The following is a 19,978-nucleotide window of genomic DNA, read 5'->3' on the forward strand; positions in this document are numbered from 1 at the left end:
CACGAAAGGTGCCCCTGTGCGCAGAACCCTCGCGATCCTCGCCGTCCTCGGCGCCTCCCTGAGCCTGGCGGCCTGCACCCCCGGGGAGCCGGATGCAGCGCCGTCCGCCTCAGCCACCCCGCTCGGCTGCGCGACCGAGGGCGAGGCGACCGCCGCAGTGCAGACCAGCGGCGACTTCGCCACCAAGCCGGTCACCGTGTTCCCCAGCCCGGTCAGCGTGGACGCCACCGAGCGCTCCGTCGCGATCGAGGGCACCGGCGAGGAGGTCGCCGAGGGCGACACCGTGCTGGTCGACTACACGCTCTACAACGGGACGAGCGGTGCCGAGTTCTCGGCGAGCAGCTACGCGTCCGGTGGCCGCGCGGCCTTCGAGGTCGACACCGACCAGTACCTCGCCGGTCTCGTGAAGGCCGTCAACTGCGCGACCGTCGGCTCGCGCGTCGTCGCCGTCGTTCCCCCGGCCGACGCGTTCGGCGACGCCGGGCAGAGCCAGTTCGGCATCGCCGCGACCGACTCGATCGTCATGGTGATCGACGTCGAGCAGATCGTGCCGACCGCCGCCGACGGCGAGCCGCAGCCCCCGGTCGACGGCCTGCCGACGGTGGCGCTCGCCGAGGACGGGGCGCCCACCGTCACCATCCCCTCGACCGACCCGCCCGCCGACCTGCAGCTCGCCGTCCTCAAGAAGGGGAGCGGCGCGACCGTGGCCGACGGCGACCAGCTGATCGTGCAGTACCAGGGCGTGGTCTGGGGCACCGGCGAGGTGTTCGACCAGAGCTGGGGGAAGCCCGCTCCCGCCGCCTTCGGCACCGGCGACGTGATCGAGGGCTTCAAGGAGGCCGTGGTCGGCCAGACCGTCGGCTCGCAGGTGCTGGTCACCATCCCGCCGTCGAAGGGCTACGGCGAACAGGGCAACCAGAACGCGGGGATCAGCGGGACCGACACCCTCGTCTTCGTGGTCGACATCCTCGCCATCAGCTGACCGGGAGGCGCTGGGCGCTCCGTGCCAGGATGGGCGGATGCGCAGGGTCATCATCCTCGGCTCGACCGGGTCCATCGGCACGCAGGCTCTCGACGTCATCGGCGCGAACCGCGAGCGGTTCGAGGTCGTCGGCCTCGCCGCCGGCTCGAACCGGGCGGCGGTCGCCGAGCAGGCGTCCGCGTTCGGCGTCGAGCACACGGCGTTCGGCGCGGAGGAGGCCGAGCAGCTGATCCGCTCGGTCGATGCGGACGTCGTGCTGAACGGGATCACCGGCTCGGTGGGGCTCGGCCCGACGCTCGCGGCGCTCGAGGAGGGCAGGACGCTCGCCCTCGCCAACAAGGAGTCGCTGATCGTCGGCGGCGAGCTCGTCACCTCGCTCGCCGGTCCCGGCCAGATCGTGCCGGTCGACTCCGAGCACTCCGCGATCGCCCAGGCCCTCCTCGCGGGCGAGCACCGCGAGGTCCGCCGCCTCGTGCTGACCGCGTCCGGCGGGCCGTTCCGGGGACGCGACCGCGCCTCCCTCCGCGACGTCACCCCGGCGCAGGCGCTCGCGCACCCGACCTGGGACATGGGCCTGGTCGTCACGACCAACTCCTCCACCCTGGTCAACAAGGGGCTCGAGGTGATCGAGGCGCACCTGCTCTTCGACGTCCCCTACGACCGGATCGACGTCACCGTGCACCCGCAGTCGGTGATCCACTCGATGGTCGAGTACGTCGACGGCTCGACGATCGCCCAGGCCTCGCCGCCGGACATGCGGCTCCCGATCTCGCTCGGCCTCGACTGGCCGCACCGCGTCGCCGGGGTCGGCGTCCCGCTCGACTGGACCCGCTCCCACTCCTGGACGTTCGAGCCGCTGGACGAGGAGGCGTTCCCCTCGGTCCGGCTCGCGAAGCGCGTCGGGGAGGCGGGCGCCTCCTACCCGGCCGTGTTCAACGCGGCGAACGAGCAGGCCGTGCAGGCGTTCCACGCGGGGCGGATCGGCTACCTCGACATCCTCGAGACGGTGGAGGCGGTGGTCGACGCGCACAGCGTCGACGGCACGCTGACCCGCGAGTCGCTGGCCGCGGCGGAGGAGTGGGCGCGCCGCACGGCGGACGAGCGGATCGCCGGAGTCTGACCAGGGGTCATCCGGACGGGCTCCGTCTCCGCGGATCCGTGTCGGCGGACGTCGCGCCGCTGATCCGCTCGGCCGCGGAGTTCATCGGATCCGTGCAGGCGCACCCCAGCGTGGACGGGCGGGCCCGGCCTACAGTGTGTCGGTGGAATCCGTGCTGCTCTTCGTCCTCGGCGTCGTCATCATCGCCGTCGGCGTCGCCCTCTCCATCGCCCTGCACGAGGTCGGGCACCTCCTCCCCGCCAAGCTGTTCGGGGTCAAGGTCACGCAGTACATGATCGGGTTCGGGCCGACCCTCTTCTCCCGGCGACGCGGCGAGACGGAGTACGGCGTCAAGGCGATCCCGCTCGGCGGCTACATCGCCATGATCGGCATGTACCCGCCGAAGCACCCGGGGGACCGGCCCACGGAGTCGAGCACAGGCTTCTTCAACGGCCTGGCGTCCTCCGAGGCCCAGCTCGAGGAGCCCCGGCGCGGCGCCTACGCCACGATGATCGACGAGGCCCGTGCCGCCAGCGCGGAGACGATCGGCGACGGCGAGGACCATCGCGCGTTCTACCGGCTCCCCGTGTGGAAGCGCGTGGTCGTCATGGCCGGCGGCCCCTTCATGAACCTCGTGATCGCCACGGTCCTCTTCACCGTCCTCCTCTGCGGCATCGGGATCCCGCAGAGCACCAGCACCCTCGCCGCGGTCTCGCAGTGCGTGGTCCCGGAGTCGCAGCGCGCGACCGCGACCTGCACCGCCGACGACCCGCTGGCACCCGGAGCCGCGGCCGGCCTGCTGCCGGGCGACACGATCACGGCGATCGACGGCACTCCGGTGAGCACCTGGAACGACCTGACCCCGATCATCCAGCGCTCCGCGGGCGTCCCGCTCAGCGTGTCCGTCCAGCGCGACGGCGCCCCGCTGACCCTCACGATCACCCCGGCCGAGAACGAGGTCGCGGTGACCGACGCGAACGGCGCCCCCGTCACCGACGCCTCCGGTGCGATCGAGACGCAGACGGTCGGCTTCATCGGCATCTCGCCCACGTCGGCCCTCGCGCAGCAGCCGGTCACCGCGGTGCCCGAGACGGTCTGGTCGAACATCACCAGCGTCGCCCATGTGATCCTCAACCTGCCGCAGCGCCTCATCGACGTCGCCCAGGCGGCGTTCGGCTCGGAGGCGCGCGACGCCAACGGCCCGATCAGCGTCGTCGGAGTGGGCCGGATCGCGGGCGAGATCGCCGCCTCCGACCAGCTCCCCGTCGTGTCCAAGGTGCAGACGATGGTCGGCGTCCTCGCCTCGCTCAACGTCGCCCTCCTCGTCTTCAACCTGGTGCCGCTGCTCCCCATGGACGGCGGCCACATCGCCGGCGCCCTCTGGGAGGGCCTGCGCCGCCGGATCGCCAAGCTCTTCGGACGCCGCGACCCCGGCCCCGTCGACATCGCCCGCCTGCTCCCGCTCACCTACGTCGTCGTCCTCGTCCTCGGCGGCATGAGCGCCCTCCTCATCTACGCCGACATCGTCAAGCCGATCACGCTGTTCTGAGTTGGATTCCACGCCGGGCCTCGCCCGGCGTGGCGCGGTCGGCTTCTCGGGGTGGGGCGTGGGTGGAGCGGGGTGCGAACGGCTGGGGCGAATCGCTGGGACGCGATTCACCCGTTCGCCTCGAGGGTGGCAGGGCGGTCGCTGACCGGCGTGGCGCGGTCCGCTCTGTGAAGGGAGCGGGCTGGCAGCGTCTGCGGTTAATCGCTCGGACGGGATCGGCGGTTCGGCTCGGGAGCGAGGCGACCGCGGATCGTCGTGCGGTCTCGGGCTGAGAGCAGGTGCGGTGGACGGGTTCCGAGGCGCGCAGGAGGGGCGGCGGCTGGGAAGGTGCGGCGAGCGGACGAGGGGTCCCGCGGCGCGCGTACGATGGGGCGCGTGCCAGCAGTGAATCTGGGTCTTCCCAAGGTCCCCATGACCCTCGCCCCCCGCCGCAAGTCCCGCCAGATCAAGGTGGGCAAGGTGCTCGTGGGCGGTGACGCGCAGGTCAGCGTCCAGTCGATGTGCACCACACCGACGACGAACATCAACGCGACCCTCCAGCAGATCGCCGAGCTCACCGCGTCCGGCTGCGACATCGTCCGCGTCGCGGTGCCGAGCCGCGACGACGCGGAGGCGCTGCCGATCATCGCCAAGAAGAGCCAGATCCCGGTCATCGCCGACATCCACTTCCAGCCCAACTACGTCTACGCCGCGATCGACGCCGGCTGCGCCGCGGTCCGCGTGAACCCCGGCAACATCCGCAAGTTCGACGACCAGGTCGGCAAGATCGCCGCCGCCGCGAAGGCCGCCGGCGTCTCGATCCGCATCGGCGTCAACGCCGGCTCGCTCGAGCCGAGCATCCTGCAGAAGTACGGCAAGCCCACCCCCGAGGCCCTCGTCGAGAGCGCCGTCTGGGAGGCCAGCCTCTTCGAGGAGCACGACTTCCACGACTTCAAGATCTCGGTCAAGCACAACGACCCCGTCGTCATGGTGAAGGCCTACCGCCAGCTCGCCGAGCGCGGCGACTGGCCCCTCCACCTCGGCGTCACCGAGGCCGGCCCCGAGTTCCAGGGGACCATCAAGTCCGCCACCGCCTTCGGCATCCTCCTCGGCGAGGGCATCGGCGACACCATCCGCGTGTCCCTCTCGGCCCCGCCCGCGCAGGAGGTCAAGGTCGGCCTGCAGATCCTCCAGTCGCTGAACCTCCGCGAGCGCAAGCTCGAGATCGTCTCCTGCCCCAGCTGCGGCCGCGCGCAGGTCGACGTCTACACGCTCGCCAACGACGTCACCGCCGGCCTCGAGGGCATGAGCGTCCCGCTGCGCGTCGCCGTCATGGGCTGCGTCGTCAACGGACCCGGCGAGGCCCGCGAGGCCGACCTGGGCGTCGCCTCCGGCAACGGCAAGGGCCAGATCTTCGTCAAGGGCGAGGTCATCAAGACCGTCCCCGAGGCCGAGATCGTCCAGACCCTCATCGAGGAGGCCAACCGCCTGGCCGCCGAGATGCCGGCCGACGACACCTCGACCGGAGCCCCGGTCGTCACCGTCGGCGCGAACTGACGGTGCGGGGCGGATCGGCGTGGTCCGCCCCGCACTGCGCCTCGCGCTCGTGGTCGTCGCCGCCGCGCTCCTCGCCTCCGGTGTCGCCGCGCTCCGCAGCGGCCCGTCCTCCGAGGCCGGCGAGTGCATCGACAGCCGCACCCCGCAGGACCCCTTCGGCTGCGACCGCTGGGTGCTGACCGCGGCCGAGGGGGAGACCCCGTACACGGCCTGGGTCGAGGACGCCCGCGTCCGCCTCCGCTCGGAGAGCGTCGGGGGTGCGCCGACCCTGGTCGTCGGCACGGGCTGCCTCGTGGTCAGCGCCGCCTACCGGATCGACGACGGCGTGCTGATCCCCGGCGACGAGGTGACCGGCTCCGACACCTGCTCCGACACGCCGAGCCCCGAGGCCATCCGGCTCCGGGCGCTCCTCTCCGGCCCGATGACGATCGGCGGCACCCCCGACGACGTGCTGCTGGACGGCACGGGCGGAGCGGTCGTCTTCTCGCGGATCCCCGACTGAGGCTCCCGGCGCCCTCGCGAGCCGGGGGAGCGCAGCGGATAGGATCGTCCCTCGTGGTCACCCGTCTCTCGCATCTGTTCGTCCGCACGCTCCGGGAGGATCCCGCCGACGCCGAGGTCGCGGGCCACCGCCTCCTCGTCCGCGCGGGCTACATCCGCCGTCAGGCGCCCGGCGTCTTCGCCTGGCTGCCGCTGGGCCTGCGCGTCAAGCGCCGCATCGAGCGGATCATCCACGAGGAGATGGAGGCGGCCGGCGCCCAGGAGGTGCACTTCCCCGCGCTCCTGCCCCGCGAGCCCTACGAGCTCTCGGGCCGCTGGACCGAGTACGGCGACGGCGTGTTCCGCCTGAAGGACCGCAAGGACGCCGACTACATGCTGGCTCCCACGCACGAGGAGTTCTTCACGCTGCTCGTGAAGGACCTCTACTCCTCCTACAAGGACCTGCCCTTGTCGATCTACCAGATCCAGGACAAGTACCGGGACGAGGCGCGGCCCCGCGCGGGCCTCCTGCGCGGCCGCGAGTTCACGATGAAGGACGCGTACTCCTTCGACTACACCGACGCCGGGCTCGACGCGAGCTACCAGCGCCAGCGCGACGCCTACGAGCGGATCTTCGCCCGTCTGGGCCTGGAGTACGTGATCGTGCAGGCCGACGCCGGAGCGATGGGCGGCTCCCGGAGCGAGGAGTTCCTGCACCCCACCCCCGTCGGCGAGGACACCTTCGTCCGGTCGGCGGGAGGGTACGCGGCGAACGTCGAGGCGTACCGCACGCCCGTCCCCGCGGCGCTGCCCGTCGAGGGCCTGCCCGAGGCGCGCGTCTTCGACTCGCCCGACACCCCGACCATCCAGACCCTGGTCGACCTGGCGAACGCGACGCAGCCCCGCCCCGACGGCCGCGCCTGGACCGCCGCCGACACCCTGAAGAACGTCGTCCTCGCGCTCACCGCGCTCGACGGCACCCGCGAGCTCGTGATCGTCGGCCTGCCCGGCGACCGCGACGTCGACCTCAAGCGCGCCGAAGTGGCGTTCGCCCCGGCCGAGGTCGAGGCCGCCACGGCGGAGGACTTCGCGAAGCACCCCGGACTGGTCAAGGGCTACATCGGACCCTGGTCGGCCGAGGGAGCCGTCCTGGGCGAGGAGTCGGCGACCGGCGTCCGCTACCTGCTCGACCCGCGCGTGGTCGACGGCACCGCCTGGATCACCGGGGCCAACGTCTCCGGGCAGCACGTCCTCGACCTGGTCGCCGGCCGCGACTTCCACGGCGACGCCACCGTCGAGGTCGCGGACGTCCGCACCGGCGACGAGGCGCCCGACGGCTCGGGCCCGATCGAGACCGCCCGCGGCATGGAGATCGGCCACGTCTTCCAGCTCGGCCGCAAGTACGCCGACGTCCTCGGGCTGAAGGTGCTCGACGAGAACGGAAAGCTCGTCACCGTCACGATGGGCTCCTACGGCATCGGCGTGACCCGCATCCTCGCCATCATCGCCGAGGCCACCCACGACGACCGCGGACTGCTGTGGCCCGCGAACGTCGCGCCGTTCGACGTGCACGTCATCGCGACCGGCAAGGACGCGGCGGCTCTCGAGCTCGCCGAGTCGGTCGGCGCCTCCCTCGAGGCCGCCGGCCGCGACGTGCTGATCGACGACCGCCCGAAGGTCTCGCCCGGCGTCAAGTTCGGCGACGCCGAGCTGATCGGGGTGCCCGTGATCGTCATCGCGGGGCGAGGAGCGGCAGACGGGATCGTCGAGCTGTGGGACCGCCGGTCCGGCGAGCGCGAGCAGCTCCCGGTCGCCGAGGCGCTCGCCCGGCTGGGCGCCTAGACCCGACACGCCGAGGGCCCCGCCACCGCTTCCCGCGGCAGGCGGGGCCCTCCGTGCCTCGGCAGGAACCGCGGGTGGAACCCCGGGCCGCGTCGGGTACCCTTGAGGGCTGATCCGGGTGAGAGCCCGGCAGGCGAACGACCGCGGTCACCACCGCGGCATCCAAGTGAATAGAGAGAAAGGCCCGCCCGTGGACATCGACCTGAGCGTTCTGCGACTCATGGAGCGCGAGCGCGAGATCCCCTTCGAGGAACTCGTGCAGATCATCGAGCAGGCGATCCTGACCGCCTACCTCAAGCACATCGGCCAGGCCGACGACGCCGACAAGGCCACCGCCGTCGACGCGCGCGTGCACCTCGACCGCAAGACCGGTCACGTCTCGGTCTTCGTGCCCGAGCTCGACGAGGAGGGCGCCGTCGTGGGCGAGGCCGAGGACTCCCCGCGCGACTTCGGCCGCATCGCCGCCTTCGCCGCGAAGCAGGTCATCAACCAGCGCCTGCGCGACATCGCCGACGAGCACGTGCTCGGCGAGTTCAAGGGCCGCGAGGGCGACATCGTCGCCGGCGTCATCCAGCAGGGCCCCAACCCGCGGATGATCCACGTCGACCTCGGCTCCATCGAGGCGATCCTCTCGCCCGAGGAGCAGGTGCCCGGCGAGGACTACAGCCACGGACGCCGCATCCGCGTCTACGTCACGAGCGTCGGCCGCGGACCCAAGGGCCCGTCGGTCCAGGTGTCCCGCACCCACCCGTCGCTGGTGCGCAAGCTGTTCGCCCTCGAGGTCCCCGAGATCGCGTCCGGCGTGGTGGAGATCGTCTCCCTCGCCCGCGAGGCCGGCCACCGCACCAAGATCGCGGTGCGCGCGACCGAGCCCGGCGTGAACGCCAAGGGCGCCTGCATCGGCGAGCTCGGCCAGCGCGTGCGCGCGGTGACCGCCGAGCTCAACAACGAGAAGATCGACATCGTCGACTACTCCTCCGACCTGCCGACCTTCGTCGCCAGCGCGCTCTCGCCCGCCAAGGTGACCAGCGCGTTCGTGATCGACCAGAGCCTCAAGGCCGTCCGCGCGCTCGTCCCCGACTACCAGCTCTCGCTCGCCATCGGCAAGGAGGGCCAGAACGCCCGCCTCGCCGCCAAGCTGACCGGCGCGAAGATCGACATCCAGCCCGATTCGGTGATGGACGGGGAGTGATCCCCGAGCATCGGCCGTGCGGGGGAGCGGTCCCGGAGGGGAGGGAGTAGAGTGGAAGCCGTCAGAACGTGCGTCGGCTGCCGTCTGCGCGCCCCCCGGGCCTCTCTTCTGAGGCTGGTCCTCCACTCGAACGTCCTCGCGGTAGACCCGCGTGCCGTCCGTCCTGGTCGGGGAGCGTGGCTCCACGACACAGCCGACTGCTACGAGCTCGCGGTCAAGCGCCGCGCGTTCGGAAGAGCGTTCCGGACACGCGAGAGCGTGGACGCGAGCGAGCTGGAGCAGTACATCGCACGATCCGACCGGCTCGGCCCCTCGACCGGAGGGGCCGGAGCAGCGCACGATCACACCATAGAGAACAGGCAGAACGGCCCGTGAACTGATCATGAGCGAAGACTGATGAGCGGCTCGAAATGAGACCCGTCCGTTCGTGACGCCTGCCCCCGTCTTGGGTGCAGGCCCAAGACAGGAGAGAAGTGGCAAAACCACGCGTACACGAGATCGCATCCGAACTGGGTGTCGATAGCAAGGTCGCACTTGCGAAGTTGAAGGAGCTCGGCGAGTTCGTCAAGGGCCCGTCCTCGAGCATCGAACCCCCGGTGGCGCGCAAGCTCCGCCAGGCCCTCCAGGGCCAGGGCGGTTCCTCCGCGGGAGCGTCGGCGACCCCGGCCGCCCCCGCCGCCGGCGCCCGTCCCGGGGCCCCGCGCCCCTCCGGCGCGCGTCCGTCCGCGCCCACGCCCGGACCGGCCAAGCCGCCCGCTCCGGCGCCGGCACCGCCGATGTCGGTCGCCGAGCGCCAGGCCCAGGCTCAGGCCGCCCAGGAGGCCGCGGCCGCTCAGCGCGCTCAGGCAGCCAAGGACGCGCCCGCCGAGGCCGCCGCTCCGGCTCCGACCGAGGCCCCCGCGGCTCCGGCCGCCGCCGAGAAGCCGGCGTCCGGCGCGACCCCCGGCGGACCCAAGCCCGTGACCCCGCGTCCGGCTCCCGCCGCGAACACCCCGCGCCCCGGCGGCGCCTCGGGCGGCTCCAACCGCCCCGGCGGCACCCCGCGCCCGGGCAACAACCCGTTCGCCAGCAACCAGGGCATGGGACAGCGTCCCGCCGCCCCGCGCCCCGGCAACAACCCCTTCGCCAGCTCGCAGGGCATGGGATCGCGTCCGACCCCGGGCAACATCCCCCGCCCGGCTGCTCCGCGCCCCGGCGCGCCCCGACCCGGCGGACCCGGCATGGGCCAGCGCCCCGCCGGCTTCGGCCAGCGTCCCGGCGGACCCGGCGGCGGAGCAGGACGTCCCGGCGGTGCCGGTCGTCCGGCCGGCGGCGGCTTCCAGCGCCCCGGCGGCGCTCCCGGTGCCGGTGGCGGCTTCGCCCCGCGTCCCGGTGGCGGCGGCGGTCGCGGTCGCGGCCCCGGCGGTGGAACCGCAGGAGCCTTCGGTCGCGGCGGCGGCAAGAGCAAGGCCCGGAAGTCCAAGCGCACGAAGCGTCAGGAGTTCGAGCTCAGGGAGGCCCCGTCGCTCGGCGGCGTCAGCGTCCCCCGCGGCGACGGCAGGACGGTCATCCGTCTGCGCCGCGGCGCGTCGATCTCGGACTTCGCCGACAAGATCGAGGCCATGACCGGCGTGCCGGTGCCCCCCGGCAACCTGGTCACCGTCCTCTTCGCCCTCGGCGAGATGGCGACGGCGACCGAGTCGCTCGACGAGGCCACCTTCGAGGTGCTCGGCTCCGAGCTCGGCTTCAAGATCCAGGTCGTCTCGCCCGAGGACGAGGACAAGGAGCTCCTCGAGGGCTTCGGTCTCGACCTCGAGCAGGAGCTCGACGACGAGACGGACGAGGACCTCGAGATCCGTCCGCCGGTCGTCACCGTCATGGGTCACGTCGACCACGGAAAGACGCGCCTGCTCGACGCGATCCGCAACGCCAACGTCGTCGCCGGCGAGGCGGGCGGCATCACGCAGCACATCGGTGCGTACCAGGTCGTCGCGGAGCACGAGGGCATCGAGCGCCCGATCACCTTCATCGACACCCCGGGTCACGAGGCGTTCACCGCCATGCGAGCCCGCGGTGCCCAGGTCACGGACATCGCGATCCTCGTGGTCGCGGCGGACGACGGCATCATGCCGCAGACCATCGAGGCGCTGAACCACGCCCAGGCGGCCAACGTGCCGATCGTGGTCGCGGTGAACAAGGTGGACAAGCCCGACGCCAACCCGGCCAAGGTGCGCCAGCAGCTCACCGAGTTCGGGCTCGTCGCCGAGGAGTACGGCGGAGACGTCATGTTCGTCGACGTGTCGGCTCGCGCGGGCACCGGCATCCAGGACCTCCTGGACGCCGTGCTGCTCACCGCGGACGCCGGTCTCGACCTGCGCGCCAACCCCAACAAGGAGGCGCGCGGAGTCGCGATCGAGGCGAAGCTCGACAAGGGACGCGGTGCGGTCGCGACCGTGCTCATCCAGTCGGGAACGCTGCGCGTCGGAGACGCGATCGTCGCCGGAACGGCCTACGGCCGCGTCCGTGCGATGGCGGACGAGAACGGCAACGCCGTCCTCGAAGCCGTGCCGTCGCGTCCGGTGCAGGTGCAGGGACTCTCGTCCGTGCCCCGCGCCGGCGACACCTTCCTCGTCACCGAGGAGGACCGCACGGCCCGTCAGATCGCCGAGAAGCGCGAAGCCGCTCAGCGCAACGCCCTGCTGGCCAAGGCCCGCAAGCGCATCTCGCTCGAGGACTTCACCCGTGCTCTCGAGGAGGGCAAGGTCGAGTCGCTCAACCTCATCATCAAGGGCGACGTGTCCGGTGCCGTCGAGGCGCTGGAGGAGTCGCTCGTCAAGATCGAGGTCGACGACTCGGTGCAGCTGCGCATCATCCACCGCGGTGTCGGTGCGATCACGGAGTCGGACGTCAACCTCGCGACGATCGACAACGCGATCATCGTGGGCTTCAACGTCCGCCCCGACCCGAAGGCCCGCGAGCGCGCTGCTCGAGAAGGAGTGGACATCCGCTTCTACTCGGTCATCTACAACGCGATCGAAGAGGTCGAGAACTCGCTCACGGGCATGCTCAAGCCCGAGTTCGAGGAGGTCCAGTCCGGTGTCGCCGAGATCCGCGAGGTGTTCCGCTCCTCCAAGTTCGGCAACATCGCGGGTGTCATCGTCCGCTCCGGCACGATCACCCGCAACTCGAAGGCGCGCGTCATCCGTGACGGCGTCGTGGTCGGGGACAACCTGGCCATCGAGTCGCTGCGTCGCTTCAAGGACGACGTCACGGAGGTCCGTACGGACTACGAGGCCGGTATCGGTCTCGGAAAGTACAACGACATCCAGATCGGCGACGAGATCGAGACGATCGAGATGAAGGAGAAGCCGCGAGGCTGATCCGCTCCACTGGAAGGCCCGGGTCCGCCCGGGCCTTCCGGCGTCTCACGGCGCTGTTCGTGCGGGATCGGGAGGGGACTCTCGTCCTCTCGCGCCCTGCGGGAGGAATCGGGGGCGGCCCGTGTCCCGGAGGTGCGCACCCTCCAGAGGGCGCTTCCGCACCTCGGGCGTGGAAGGCCGTCGAAGATCAGGCGCTCCCGTCTCGGTGGGTGCGCCCGCTGAGCGAGCAGCTCGTGAGCAGCGAGCCTGCGGGCGATGTCCGGCTCCCGATCCAGCACCTGAGCCTTCCCACCCCGGTCCCCGAGGATCAGGGAGCCGCGAGGAGGCACCCCACCCGCGCCGTCGCAGACGCGCGGTCGAGGGGCATCACGCCCCAGAAGCAAGGCCCCCTCGGACGCGACCGGTCGTCCGGGCGGAGAGTGGTTGAATGGCGAGCTGAACGGTTCGCCGAGAGAGATGTGAGGACCAGCCATGGCAGATCCGGCCCGGGCGAGGAAGCTCGCCGAACGTATCCAGGTGATCGTCGCGAAGCGGCTCGAGCGCGGTCTCCGCGACCCGCGCCTCGGCTTCGTCACCATCACCGATGTCCAGGTGACCGGCGACCTGCAGCACGCCTCGGTGTTCTACACGGTCTACGGCACCGATGAGGAGCGCGCCGATTCGGCCGCGGCCCTCAAGGCCGCCACCGGCATGCTCCGCACCGAGGTGGGCAGGAACATCACGTCCCGGCTCACGCCGTCGCTCGAGTTCATCCTCGACGCGGTGCCCGAGAACGCGAAGCACATCGAGGATCTGCTCGCCGCCGCGCGCAGCCAGGACTCGCAGGTGCAGTCGCTCGCCGCTCAGGCGGACTACGCCGGCGAGGCCGACCCCTACGTGAAGCCCCGCGAGGACGACGAGGACTAGGCGCCGAGCGCGAACACCGCGGAGCCCGTGGCGACGTCGACCGATTCCAGGACGACGACGACACGGGCTCCCGGCTCGAGCGGGGCCGGGACGTCGACGGTGATCTCCGGGTCGAGCAGCTGGACCGAGGAGCGGGTGCGCGTCGAGGAGACGACGATCCCGCTGAAGGAGGCTCCTTCGCGGCCGCGGAGGACGGCGGCCTCGACGATCGCGGTCGCCGCACGGGAGGCGGCTCCGGCCCGGCGGTCGCTCGCGGCGAGGAGCGGCGGGAGCAGGGGCAGCGCCTCGCGCAGCTGCGACGGGATCGTTCCGCCGCGGGACACCGCGAGGCAGACGGCGAGGCCGAACCGGTCGACCAGGCGCCGCAGCGGCGCGGTGACGTGCGCGTACGGCGCGGCGAGAGCCGCCTGCTCGGGATGCTCCGGCGGGGCGCCGTCGAAGGCGGTGTAGCCGGCGCCGCGGAACAGGCTCGCCGCGGCGTACATGATGGCGAGCTGGGCGGGGTCGGCGGTGTCGAGGCGGCGCAGGTAGGCGCCGTAGGCCTCCTCCTCGGGCCACGGGACGCCGAGCGCCGCGGCTCGGGAGCGGAAGGCCGCGACGGTGGCGGGGTCGGCCTCGGGCATGGTCCGGAGGATGCCCACCCCCGCGTCGAGCATCATCGTCGCCGCCGCCATACCGGTCAGCAGCGAGACCTGGGCGTTCCAGCCCTCGACGGCCAGGGGAGCGCGGCGCTCGACCCGGTAGCCGCCGTCGGCGGCGACGATCTCCTCCTCGGGCAGCGTCAGGCTCGCTCCTCCACGCTCGGCCTCGCGCGCCAGGCGCTCGCGTCCGAACCAGGGGAGGAGGGCGAGGGAGGGGTGCGGATCGCCCGCGTCGACGCTGCGCTGCACGCCCTCGTAGTCGAGCCGGGCCACGCTGCGGACGAGCGCCCGCTCGAGGTGCACCGAGCGCGGCTCCGCCCGCTCGTCGAGGGTCAGCGTCCAGACCAGCGCTCGGCGCGTCTCGTCCGGCAGGAGCGACGCGGTCCCCTCGGAGAGGACCGCGGGGTGCAGCGGGACGCGGCCGTCCGGGAGGTAGTAGGTCTGGCCGCGGCGGCGCGTCTCGGCGTCGAGCGCCCCGCCGGTGCGGACGACCGCGGGAACGTCCCCGATGGCGTAGCGGAGGACGACGCCCTCCGACGTGCGCTCCAGGTGGAGGGCCTGGTCCAGGTCGAGCGAGCCGGGCGGGTCGATCGTCACGAAGGGGAGGTCCGTCCGGTCGACGCGGTCCTCGTCGTCCGCTCCGGCGTCCGCGTGCTCGGCCTCGGCCAGCGCGGCCGGCGGGAACGGGCCGGGCATGTCGTTCTCGACGCGGACCGCGGCGAGGGCGCGCTGGACGTCCTGGGCGAGGTCGACGTCGAGGGCGCGCTCGACGGCGGCGTCGGGGCGGGGGAGGCGGAGGCGGCGACCGGTCACGGCGCCGACCCTACCCGCCTCCTCCGACGCGGACGGCGGTCGACGGGCCCTCAGGAGCCGGGGAGGAGGTAGCCGTCCTCCGGGCCGCCCGTCGCCAGGCCGTCGGCGAGGAGCCCGGCCAGGGCGCGACCGCGCTGGTCGGCGTCCGGCCAGAGAGACTCCACCTCGGCCGCGGTGACCGGGCCGTGCGCGGCGCGCAGCTCGGCGAGGATGAGGCCGCGGACCTGGCGGTCCGAGCCCTCGAACCGCTTCTGCTTCGCCTTCACGGGCCCGGTGTGCTCGGGGTACCCCTCCGCCCGCCAGCGGCAGAGGTCGCGGATCGGGCACTCGTCGCAGCGCGGAGCGCGGGCGGTGCAGACGATCGCCCCCAGCTCCATCGCGCCCGCGTTGAAGGCCGCCGCCTCGGAGAGCGACTCGGGCAGCAGCGCCGACATCGCGGCGAGGTCGGCCCTCGCGCGGGGCGGACCGGGCTCCGCCGCTCCGTCGACCGCGCGCGCGAGGACCCGGCGGACGTTGGTGTCGACCACGGGGTGCCGCCTCCCGTAGGCGAACACGGCGATGGCGCGGGCGGTGTAGTCGCCGATGCCGGGCAGCGCGAGGAGGGTCTCGACGTCGTCGGGGACCACGTCGCCGTGCTCCTCGGCGATCGCCACGGCGCAGGCGTGCAGGCGCAGGGCCCGCCGCGGGTAGCCCAGGGACTGCCAGGCGCGCACCGCCTCGCCGGGCGGGACGGCGGCGAGCGCGGAGGGTGTCGGCCAGCGCTCCAGCCACTCCGCCAGACGCGGGACGACGCGGACCACCGGGGTCTGCTGCAGCATGAACTCGCTGACGAGCGTGCCCCAGGCGGGGAACCCCTCTCGGCGCCACGGCAGGTCGCGGGCGCTCGCGTGGAACCAGGCGGTGATCGCGTCGGCGAGAGGGTCGGATGGCATCAGCCCACACTAGGCGGCGGCGCGTATCGTGGGCGGATGACCAGGTGGGCTCCGCAGAAGGCCGATGTGCTCGACGCTCTCGCGGCGGAGGTGCTGCACAACTACGGGCGCGGACGGGTCAAGGTCGGGATCGACGGCGACGACCCCGCGGTGAGCGCGGCGTTCGCGCTCGACCTCGCGGAGGCGCTCCGCCGGGCCGGCAAGGACGCGATCGTCGCGCACCTCACCGACTTCCGACGTCCCCGCGCCGATCGGGACGACCCCGCCGTGCCCGAGGAGCAGCGCTCCTACGCGGCCGGGTACGACTACGAGCTCCTGCGCCGCGTGCTGCTCGATCCGTTCACCCTCGGCGGCAGCACCGGGTTCGTGCTCGCGGGCTTCGACGCGGTGCGCGACGAGGCGCGGCAGGCGCGCTGGCGGACCGCCGGCCGCGACGCGGTGCTGCTCGTCGACGGCGAGTTCGCCCTCCGGCCGGAGCTGCGCGGCGCGTGGAGCACCAGCATCCGCCTCGACACGCAGGAGCCGCCGGTGGACGCGGCGTACCGCGCCACGACGGATCCGCGCCGACTGGCGGGGATCCTCGTCGACATCCGCGACCCGGAGCAGCCCCGGCGCCTCTTCGCCGACTCCTGCTGAGCCTCGGGACGGAGGCCGCCGCCGCGGGCGGCATCCGTCCGACAGGGCCGCGGGCTCAGACCAGGGCGGCGCGGCGCACGACCTCAGCCGGCGGCACGAAGGCGCCCGCCCGCTCGACCTCGTGCACCAGGTCGACCAGCAGCTGGTTGACCGGTGCCTCACGCCCGCCGCGGTGAGCGGTGCGGACCACGGCCCCGGCCAGGTGGTCGATCTCGCTCGGCACTCCGCGGCGGACGCTCTGCAGCGTCGACCCGGGGTTCGGCACCTCGCCCATCCGCGCGGCCATCCGGCGGGGGAGCAGCTCGACCAGGGGCAGGGGAGCGGCGGCCAGGGCGCGGACGGACGTGTTCGAGAGTCCCTGCAGCGAGCCGAAGCGGACGCCAGACGCGAGGCCCGTCCGGGCGGCCTCGCGCATCGACCGGGCGAGGACGCGCCGCAGCCCCGGATCGTCGATCGTCTCCTGGACCGAGAGCCCGGTGATCGCGGGCAGGGCGTTGACCTCGTTGATCAGCAGCTTCGTCCACTGCGCTCCGGTGAAGTCGTCGGTGACGGCGGTGGGGACCGCCTCGCCGAGCACGGCGGCGGCCCGTCGGACGTCGTCGTCGGCCGGGCGGCCGGGGACGCCGAGCGTGGTCGTGGCAGGAGCCGTGACGGTGACCCGGCCGGGTTCGAGGTGGCTCGCGGCGAAGAGGGCGAGAGCACCCACGAGCCGGGCGTCGCGCACCTGCCGGGCCGCCGCGGTGAGTCCGTCCAGTCCGTTCTGGACGACGACGACGAGGGTGCCGTCGACCGTGCGGCGGTTGGTGCGCAGCGCGTCCTCGGCGTCCTGCGCTTTCGTGCAGACGAAGGCGAGATCGGGCACCAGGTCGAGGGACTCGCCGCAGCGGACCCAGGCGGTGTGCTCGCCCCACGCCCCGTCGAGCCGGATCCCCGACCGGCGGATCGCGGTGAGGTGGTCGCCTCGGGCGGTGACCTCGACGTCGTGCCCGGCGCGGTCGAGAAGGGCGGCGATGGTGCCGCCGACGGCGCCTGCTCCGAGTACTGCGATCCTCATCCGGACAGCCTAGGACGGGCGGGCGAGGGCTCCGGCTCCACCCCGGGGGTACTCCCGATCCGTCCGTGTATCCTCGCACCCGTGCTCGAGACCCCCGCCCCGGCTCCGAACGGGATCCTCCTGCTGGACAAGCCCGGCGGCATCACCAGCCACGACCTCGTCTCGCGGACCCGCCGCCGCGCGGGGACCCGCAAGGTCGGCCACGCGGGGACGCTCGATCCGATGGCGACCGGGCTGATGATCCTCGGTCTCGGCCCCTCGACGCGCCTGCTCACCTACCTCGTCGGCCTCGACAAGCAGTACGAGGCGACGATCCGGCTGGGCTCCTCCACCACCACCGACGACCAGGAGGGCGAGGTGCTCGCCTCGGCGGAGCCCGCCCTCGTCGCGGCCCTCGCCCCGGAGTCGGTGTCCGACGCGATCGCGGCCCTCACCGGAGCGATCGAGCAGGTCCCGAGCACGGTCAGCGCGATCAAGGTGGACGGCCGCCGCGCCTACGCCCGCGCCCGCGACGGCGAGGAGGTCGTGCTCGCCTCCCGCCCCGTGACCGTCTCGGAGTTCGCCGTCCTGGCGAGCCGCCCGGTCGAGGGGTTCCTCGACCTGGACGTGCGCGTCACCTGCTCCTCCGGCACCTACATCCGCGCGCTCGCCCGCGACCTGGGCGCGTCCCTCGGAGTCGGCGGCCACCTGACCGCGCTGCGGCGCACCGCGGTCGGCCCCTTCTCCGTGGCCCAGGCCGGCGAGATCGACGAGCTCGACGTCCCCGCCGCGCTCCTGCCGCCGACGCTCGTGGCGGGCGAGCTGTTCCCCCTGCTGCGCCTCGACGCCCAGGAGGCGGGCGATCTCGCGAACGGCAAGCGCATCCCGGCCCCGGAGGCGGTGGCGGGCGCGAAGGGCCTCCTCGCCGCGGTCGGCCCGGGGGAGCGGCTGATCGGCCTCGCCGAGCGGCGCGGCACCCAGCTCAAGAGCGTCGTCAACTTCCCGACCGAGGACCTGCGGACGGCCGCCTCGTGATCGAGTGGTTCACGATCCTCCAGGTGGGGATCGCCGTCGCGGCCGGCCTGCTCTGCCTCGTGCTCGGGCTGCTCGCCCGCCGTCCCTCGGACGTCTCGGTCGGCGCGACGGCGATCGTCGAGCTGCTGCTGATCGTCCAGCTGGCGGTCGCGATCGTGTCGCCGCTGGTCGGCAACCGCCCGTCGGGGAGCCTGCCGGAGTACTACATCTACCTGATCTCGGCGCTGCTCCTGCCGCTCGCTGCCGGGTTCTGGGCGCTCATCGAGCGGAGCCGCTGGAGCACCGTGATCCTGGGCGTCGCCTGCCTCTCGATCGCGGTCATGGTCTACCGGATGCACCAGATCTGGTTCTTCCAGAGCGCCTGATCGGGCCCGCCACCGGGCCCGGCCCGGCGAGCGCCTAGCATGGACGTGCGATGTCGAAACCAGCCAGCGATGCGTCCGGACGGGCCGCTCACGACCCCTCAGTCCCCTCAGCCCCCGGGAGCGGAGAGCCGACCCGTTCCGCCCGCTCGCGCGGGATCGGCAGCCTCCTGGTCGTGGTCTACGGGATCCTCGCGCTCGCCGCGACGGGGCGCTCCGTCTTCCAGATCATCGACCGGTTCGACGAGGCGCCGCTGGCGTTCTCGCTCTCGGCGCTCTCGGCCGTCGTGTACATCGTCGCGACGGTCGCCCTGATCGTCCCGGGCCGCGCTTGGCAGCGGGTCGCGTGGGTGACGATCACCTTCGAGCTGGTGGGCGTGCTCGTGGTCGGCGCGCTCAGCCTCCTCGCTCCGCAGCTCCTCGGGCTCGCGAGCGCCGACCCGTTCGGGCGCCAGTCGACGGTGTGGGCGGCCTTCGGCGCCGGCTACCTGCTCATCCCGCTCGTCCTGCCCGTGCTCGGTCTCTGGTGGCTCCGCGTGCAGGGGCGGCGCACGGCCCGGGCGGCCGCCTGATGCGCGTCGAGACCCGCCCCGGCGACCTGGCCGGGATCGGACCCTCCGCCGTCACGATCGGCAAGTTCGACGGCGTCCACTCCGGGCATCGGGCCGTCATCGGCCGGCTGCACGAGCGGGCCCGCGAGCAGGGGCTCGCCGCCGTCGTCGTCACCTTCGACCGCAATCCGCTCAGCGTGATCGCGCCGGAGAAGTGCCCGCCCGTCCTGGTCGGCAACGAGCAGAAGCTCGAGCTCCTCGCCGGGACCGGCGTGGACGCGACGCTGCTGCTCACCTTCGACGAGGCGTTCCGGGCGCTCTCGCCCGAGCAGTTCGTCGAGCAGGTGCTGGTGGAGGCGCTCGAGGCCCGCGTGGTCCTCGTCGGCTCCGACTTCCGCTTCGGCGCCCGGGGAGCGGGCGACGTCGACCTGCTGCGCGTGCTCGGCGGGCAGCACGGATTCGAGGTGGAGCTGATCGACGACGTGCGGCCCGAGGACGGGCGCCGCGTCTCCTCCACCTGGATCCGCGAGCTGCTGGCCGAGGGCGACGTGGAGCACGCGACGCGCCTGCTCGGGCACGAGCCCGTCGTCCGCGGCGTGGTCGTGCACGGAGCGAAGCGCGGCCGCGAGCTGGGCTTCCCGACCGCGAACCTCTCGCCGCAGTCGCAGGGCCTGATCCCGGCCGACGGCGTCTACGCGGGCCGGCTCACCACCGACGGCGTCACGCATCCCGCCGCGATCTCGGTCGGCAGCAACCCGACCTTCGTCGGAGTGCCGCCCAAGCAGGTCGAGGCGTACGTGCTCGATCAGACGCTCGACACCCTCGACCTCTACGACCGCGTGGTCGACGTGGCGTTCGTCGGCCGGATCCGCGGCCAGGTCGCCTACGAGGGCGTCGAGCCCCTCATCCGCCAGATGAACCACGACGTGGTGCAGGTCCGCGAGGTCCTCGGCATCGACTGAGCGGGATGCCGGGCGCCGCCTAGCAGGGGCCGCGGGCCCGCACCAGCGGGAGAGGTCCCGGGGCCATC

Annotated in this window: 18 protein-coding genes; 15 read left to right on the plus strand and 3 right to left on the minus strand. The window is 73.0% G+C overall.

What is annotated here, in order from left to right; all coding sequences use genetic code 11:
• Positions 1-16 precede the first annotated feature (16 nt).
• From C5C30_RS01160 to rbfA, 10 genes are all read left to right on the plus strand, one after another.
• On the plus strand, positions 17-982 hold the full coding sequence (locus C5C30_RS01160) for an FKBP-type peptidyl-prolyl cis-trans isomerase (protein ID WP_181131410.1): 966 nt from the start codon (positions 17-19) through the stop codon (positions 980-982).
• A gap of 37 nt (positions 983-1,019) precedes the next feature.
• A complete protein-coding gene (dxr, locus tag C5C30_RS01165) occupies positions 1,020-2,102 on the plus strand; it encodes a 1-deoxy-D-xylulose-5-phosphate reductoisomerase (protein ID WP_104223045.1) in 1,083 nt (360 codons plus the stop codon).
• Positions 2,103-2,244: 142 nt separating this feature from the next.
• Positions 2,245-3,630 carry an RIP metalloprotease gene (locus C5C30_RS01170; RefSeq protein WP_258065747.1) on the plus strand — a complete coding sequence of 462 codons (1,386 nt, stop codon included), beginning with the start codon at positions 2,245-2,247 and terminating at the stop codon, positions 3,628-3,630.
• Between the two features lie 375 nt (positions 3,631-4,005).
• Positions 4,006-5,166, plus strand: a complete 1,161-nt coding sequence (gene ispG / locus C5C30_RS01175) for a flavodoxin-dependent (E)-4-hydroxy-3-methylbut-2-enyl-diphosphate synthase (protein ID WP_173244694.1) — start codon at positions 4,006-4,008, stop codon at positions 5,164-5,166.
• 19 nt (positions 5,167-5,185) lie between these two features.
• Positions 5,186-5,668, plus strand: coding sequence for a hypothetical protein (locus C5C30_RS01180; RefSeq protein WP_104333014.1), 483 nt, complete (start codon positions 5,186-5,188; stop codon positions 5,666-5,668).
• 53 nt (positions 5,669-5,721) lie between these two features.
• A complete protein-coding gene (locus tag C5C30_RS01185; RefSeq protein WP_104225179.1) occupies positions 5,722-7,488 on the plus strand; it encodes a proline--tRNA ligase in 1,767 nt (588 codons plus the stop codon).
• Positions 7,489-7,678: 190 nt separating this feature from the next.
• Positions 7,679-8,680: a transcription termination factor NusA gene (gene nusA, locus C5C30_RS01190; RefSeq protein ID WP_104225180.1), complete on the plus strand. Its 1,002-nt coding sequence runs from the start codon at positions 7,679-7,681 to the stop codon at positions 8,678-8,680.
• A 51-nt stretch (positions 8,681-8,731) separates the two neighbouring features.
• Positions 8,732-9,055, plus strand: a complete 324-nt coding sequence (locus C5C30_RS01195; RefSeq protein ID WP_104225593.1) for a YlxR family protein — start codon at positions 8,732-8,734, stop codon at positions 9,053-9,055.
• Between the two features lie 98 nt (positions 9,056-9,153).
• Complete coding sequence (gene infB, locus C5C30_RS01200) at positions 9,154-12,039, plus strand: translation initiation factor IF-2 (protein WP_104246572.1); 2,886 nt, start codon at positions 9,154-9,156, stop codon at positions 12,037-12,039.
• 471 nt (positions 12,040-12,510) lie between these two features.
• Positions 12,511-12,945: a 30S ribosome-binding factor RbfA gene (gene rbfA, locus C5C30_RS01205; protein WP_104223052.1), complete on the plus strand. Its 435-nt coding sequence runs from the start codon at positions 12,511-12,513 to the stop codon at positions 12,943-12,945.
• Here the strand turns inward: rbfA and C5C30_RS01210 are convergent.
• Both C5C30_RS01210 and C5C30_RS01215 read right to left on the minus strand, forming a co-directional pair.
• Positions 12,942-14,399 carry an RNB domain-containing ribonuclease gene (locus tag C5C30_RS01210; protein WP_258065748.1) on the minus strand — a complete coding sequence of 486 codons (1,458 nt, stop codon included), beginning with the start codon at positions 14,397-14,399 and terminating at the stop codon, positions 12,942-12,944. The genes rbfA and C5C30_RS01210 overlap by 4 nt on opposite strands.
• Before the next feature lie 50 nt (positions 14,400-14,449).
• On the minus strand, positions 14,450-15,331 hold the full coding sequence (locus C5C30_RS01215) for an A/G-specific adenine glycosylase (RefSeq protein ID WP_104333015.1): 882 nt from the start codon (positions 15,329-15,331) through the stop codon (positions 14,450-14,452).
• A gap of 36 nt (positions 15,332-15,367) precedes the next feature.
• Here C5C30_RS01215 and C5C30_RS17925 point away from each other — a divergent pair, with 36 nt between their 5' ends.
• A complete protein-coding gene (locus C5C30_RS17925) occupies positions 15,368-15,967 on the plus strand; it encodes a hypothetical protein (protein WP_258065749.1) in 600 nt (199 codons plus the stop codon).
• A gap of 55 nt (positions 15,968-16,022) precedes the next feature.
• Here the strand turns inward: C5C30_RS17925 and C5C30_RS01225 are convergent, their stop codons facing one another.
• Positions 16,023-17,021 (minus strand): ketopantoate reductase family protein, encoded by a 999-nt coding sequence (locus C5C30_RS01225; protein ID WP_104249600.1) that lies wholly within the window; start codon positions 17,019-17,021, stop codon positions 16,023-16,025.
• An 81-nt stretch (positions 17,022-17,102) separates the two neighbouring features.
• Here C5C30_RS01225 and truB point away from each other — a divergent pair, with 81 nt between their 5' ends.
• The 4 genes from truB to C5C30_RS01245 are packed head-to-tail and all read left to right on the plus strand — an operon-like array spanning position 17,103 to position 19,910.
• Positions 17,103-18,035, plus strand: a complete 933-nt coding sequence (gene truB, locus C5C30_RS01230; protein ID WP_104223057.1) for a tRNA pseudouridine(55) synthase TruB — start codon at positions 17,103-17,105, stop codon at positions 18,033-18,035.
• Positions 18,032-18,400, plus strand: a complete 369-nt coding sequence (locus tag C5C30_RS01235; RefSeq protein WP_104223058.1) for a hypothetical protein — start codon at positions 18,032-18,034, stop codon at positions 18,398-18,400. The genes truB and C5C30_RS01235 overlap by 4 nt, the downstream gene beginning before the upstream one ends.
• A gap of 50 nt (positions 18,401-18,450) precedes the next feature.
• On the plus strand, positions 18,451-18,969 hold the full coding sequence (locus C5C30_RS01240) for a hypothetical protein (RefSeq protein ID WP_244229447.1): 519 nt from the start codon (positions 18,451-18,453) through the stop codon (positions 18,967-18,969).
• Positions 18,969-19,910: a bifunctional riboflavin kinase/FAD synthetase gene (locus C5C30_RS01245; protein WP_104225670.1), complete on the plus strand. Its 942-nt coding sequence runs from the start codon at positions 18,969-18,971 to the stop codon at positions 19,908-19,910. The genes C5C30_RS01240 and C5C30_RS01245 overlap by 1 nt, the downstream gene beginning before the upstream one ends.
• Positions 19,911-19,978: the final 68 nt, after the last annotated feature.

Origin of the sequence: Rathayibacter sp. AY2B5 (assembly GCF_002931645.1) — a bacterium.
GTDB lineage: Bacteria > Actinomycetota > Actinomycetes > Actinomycetales > Microbacteriaceae > Rathayibacter.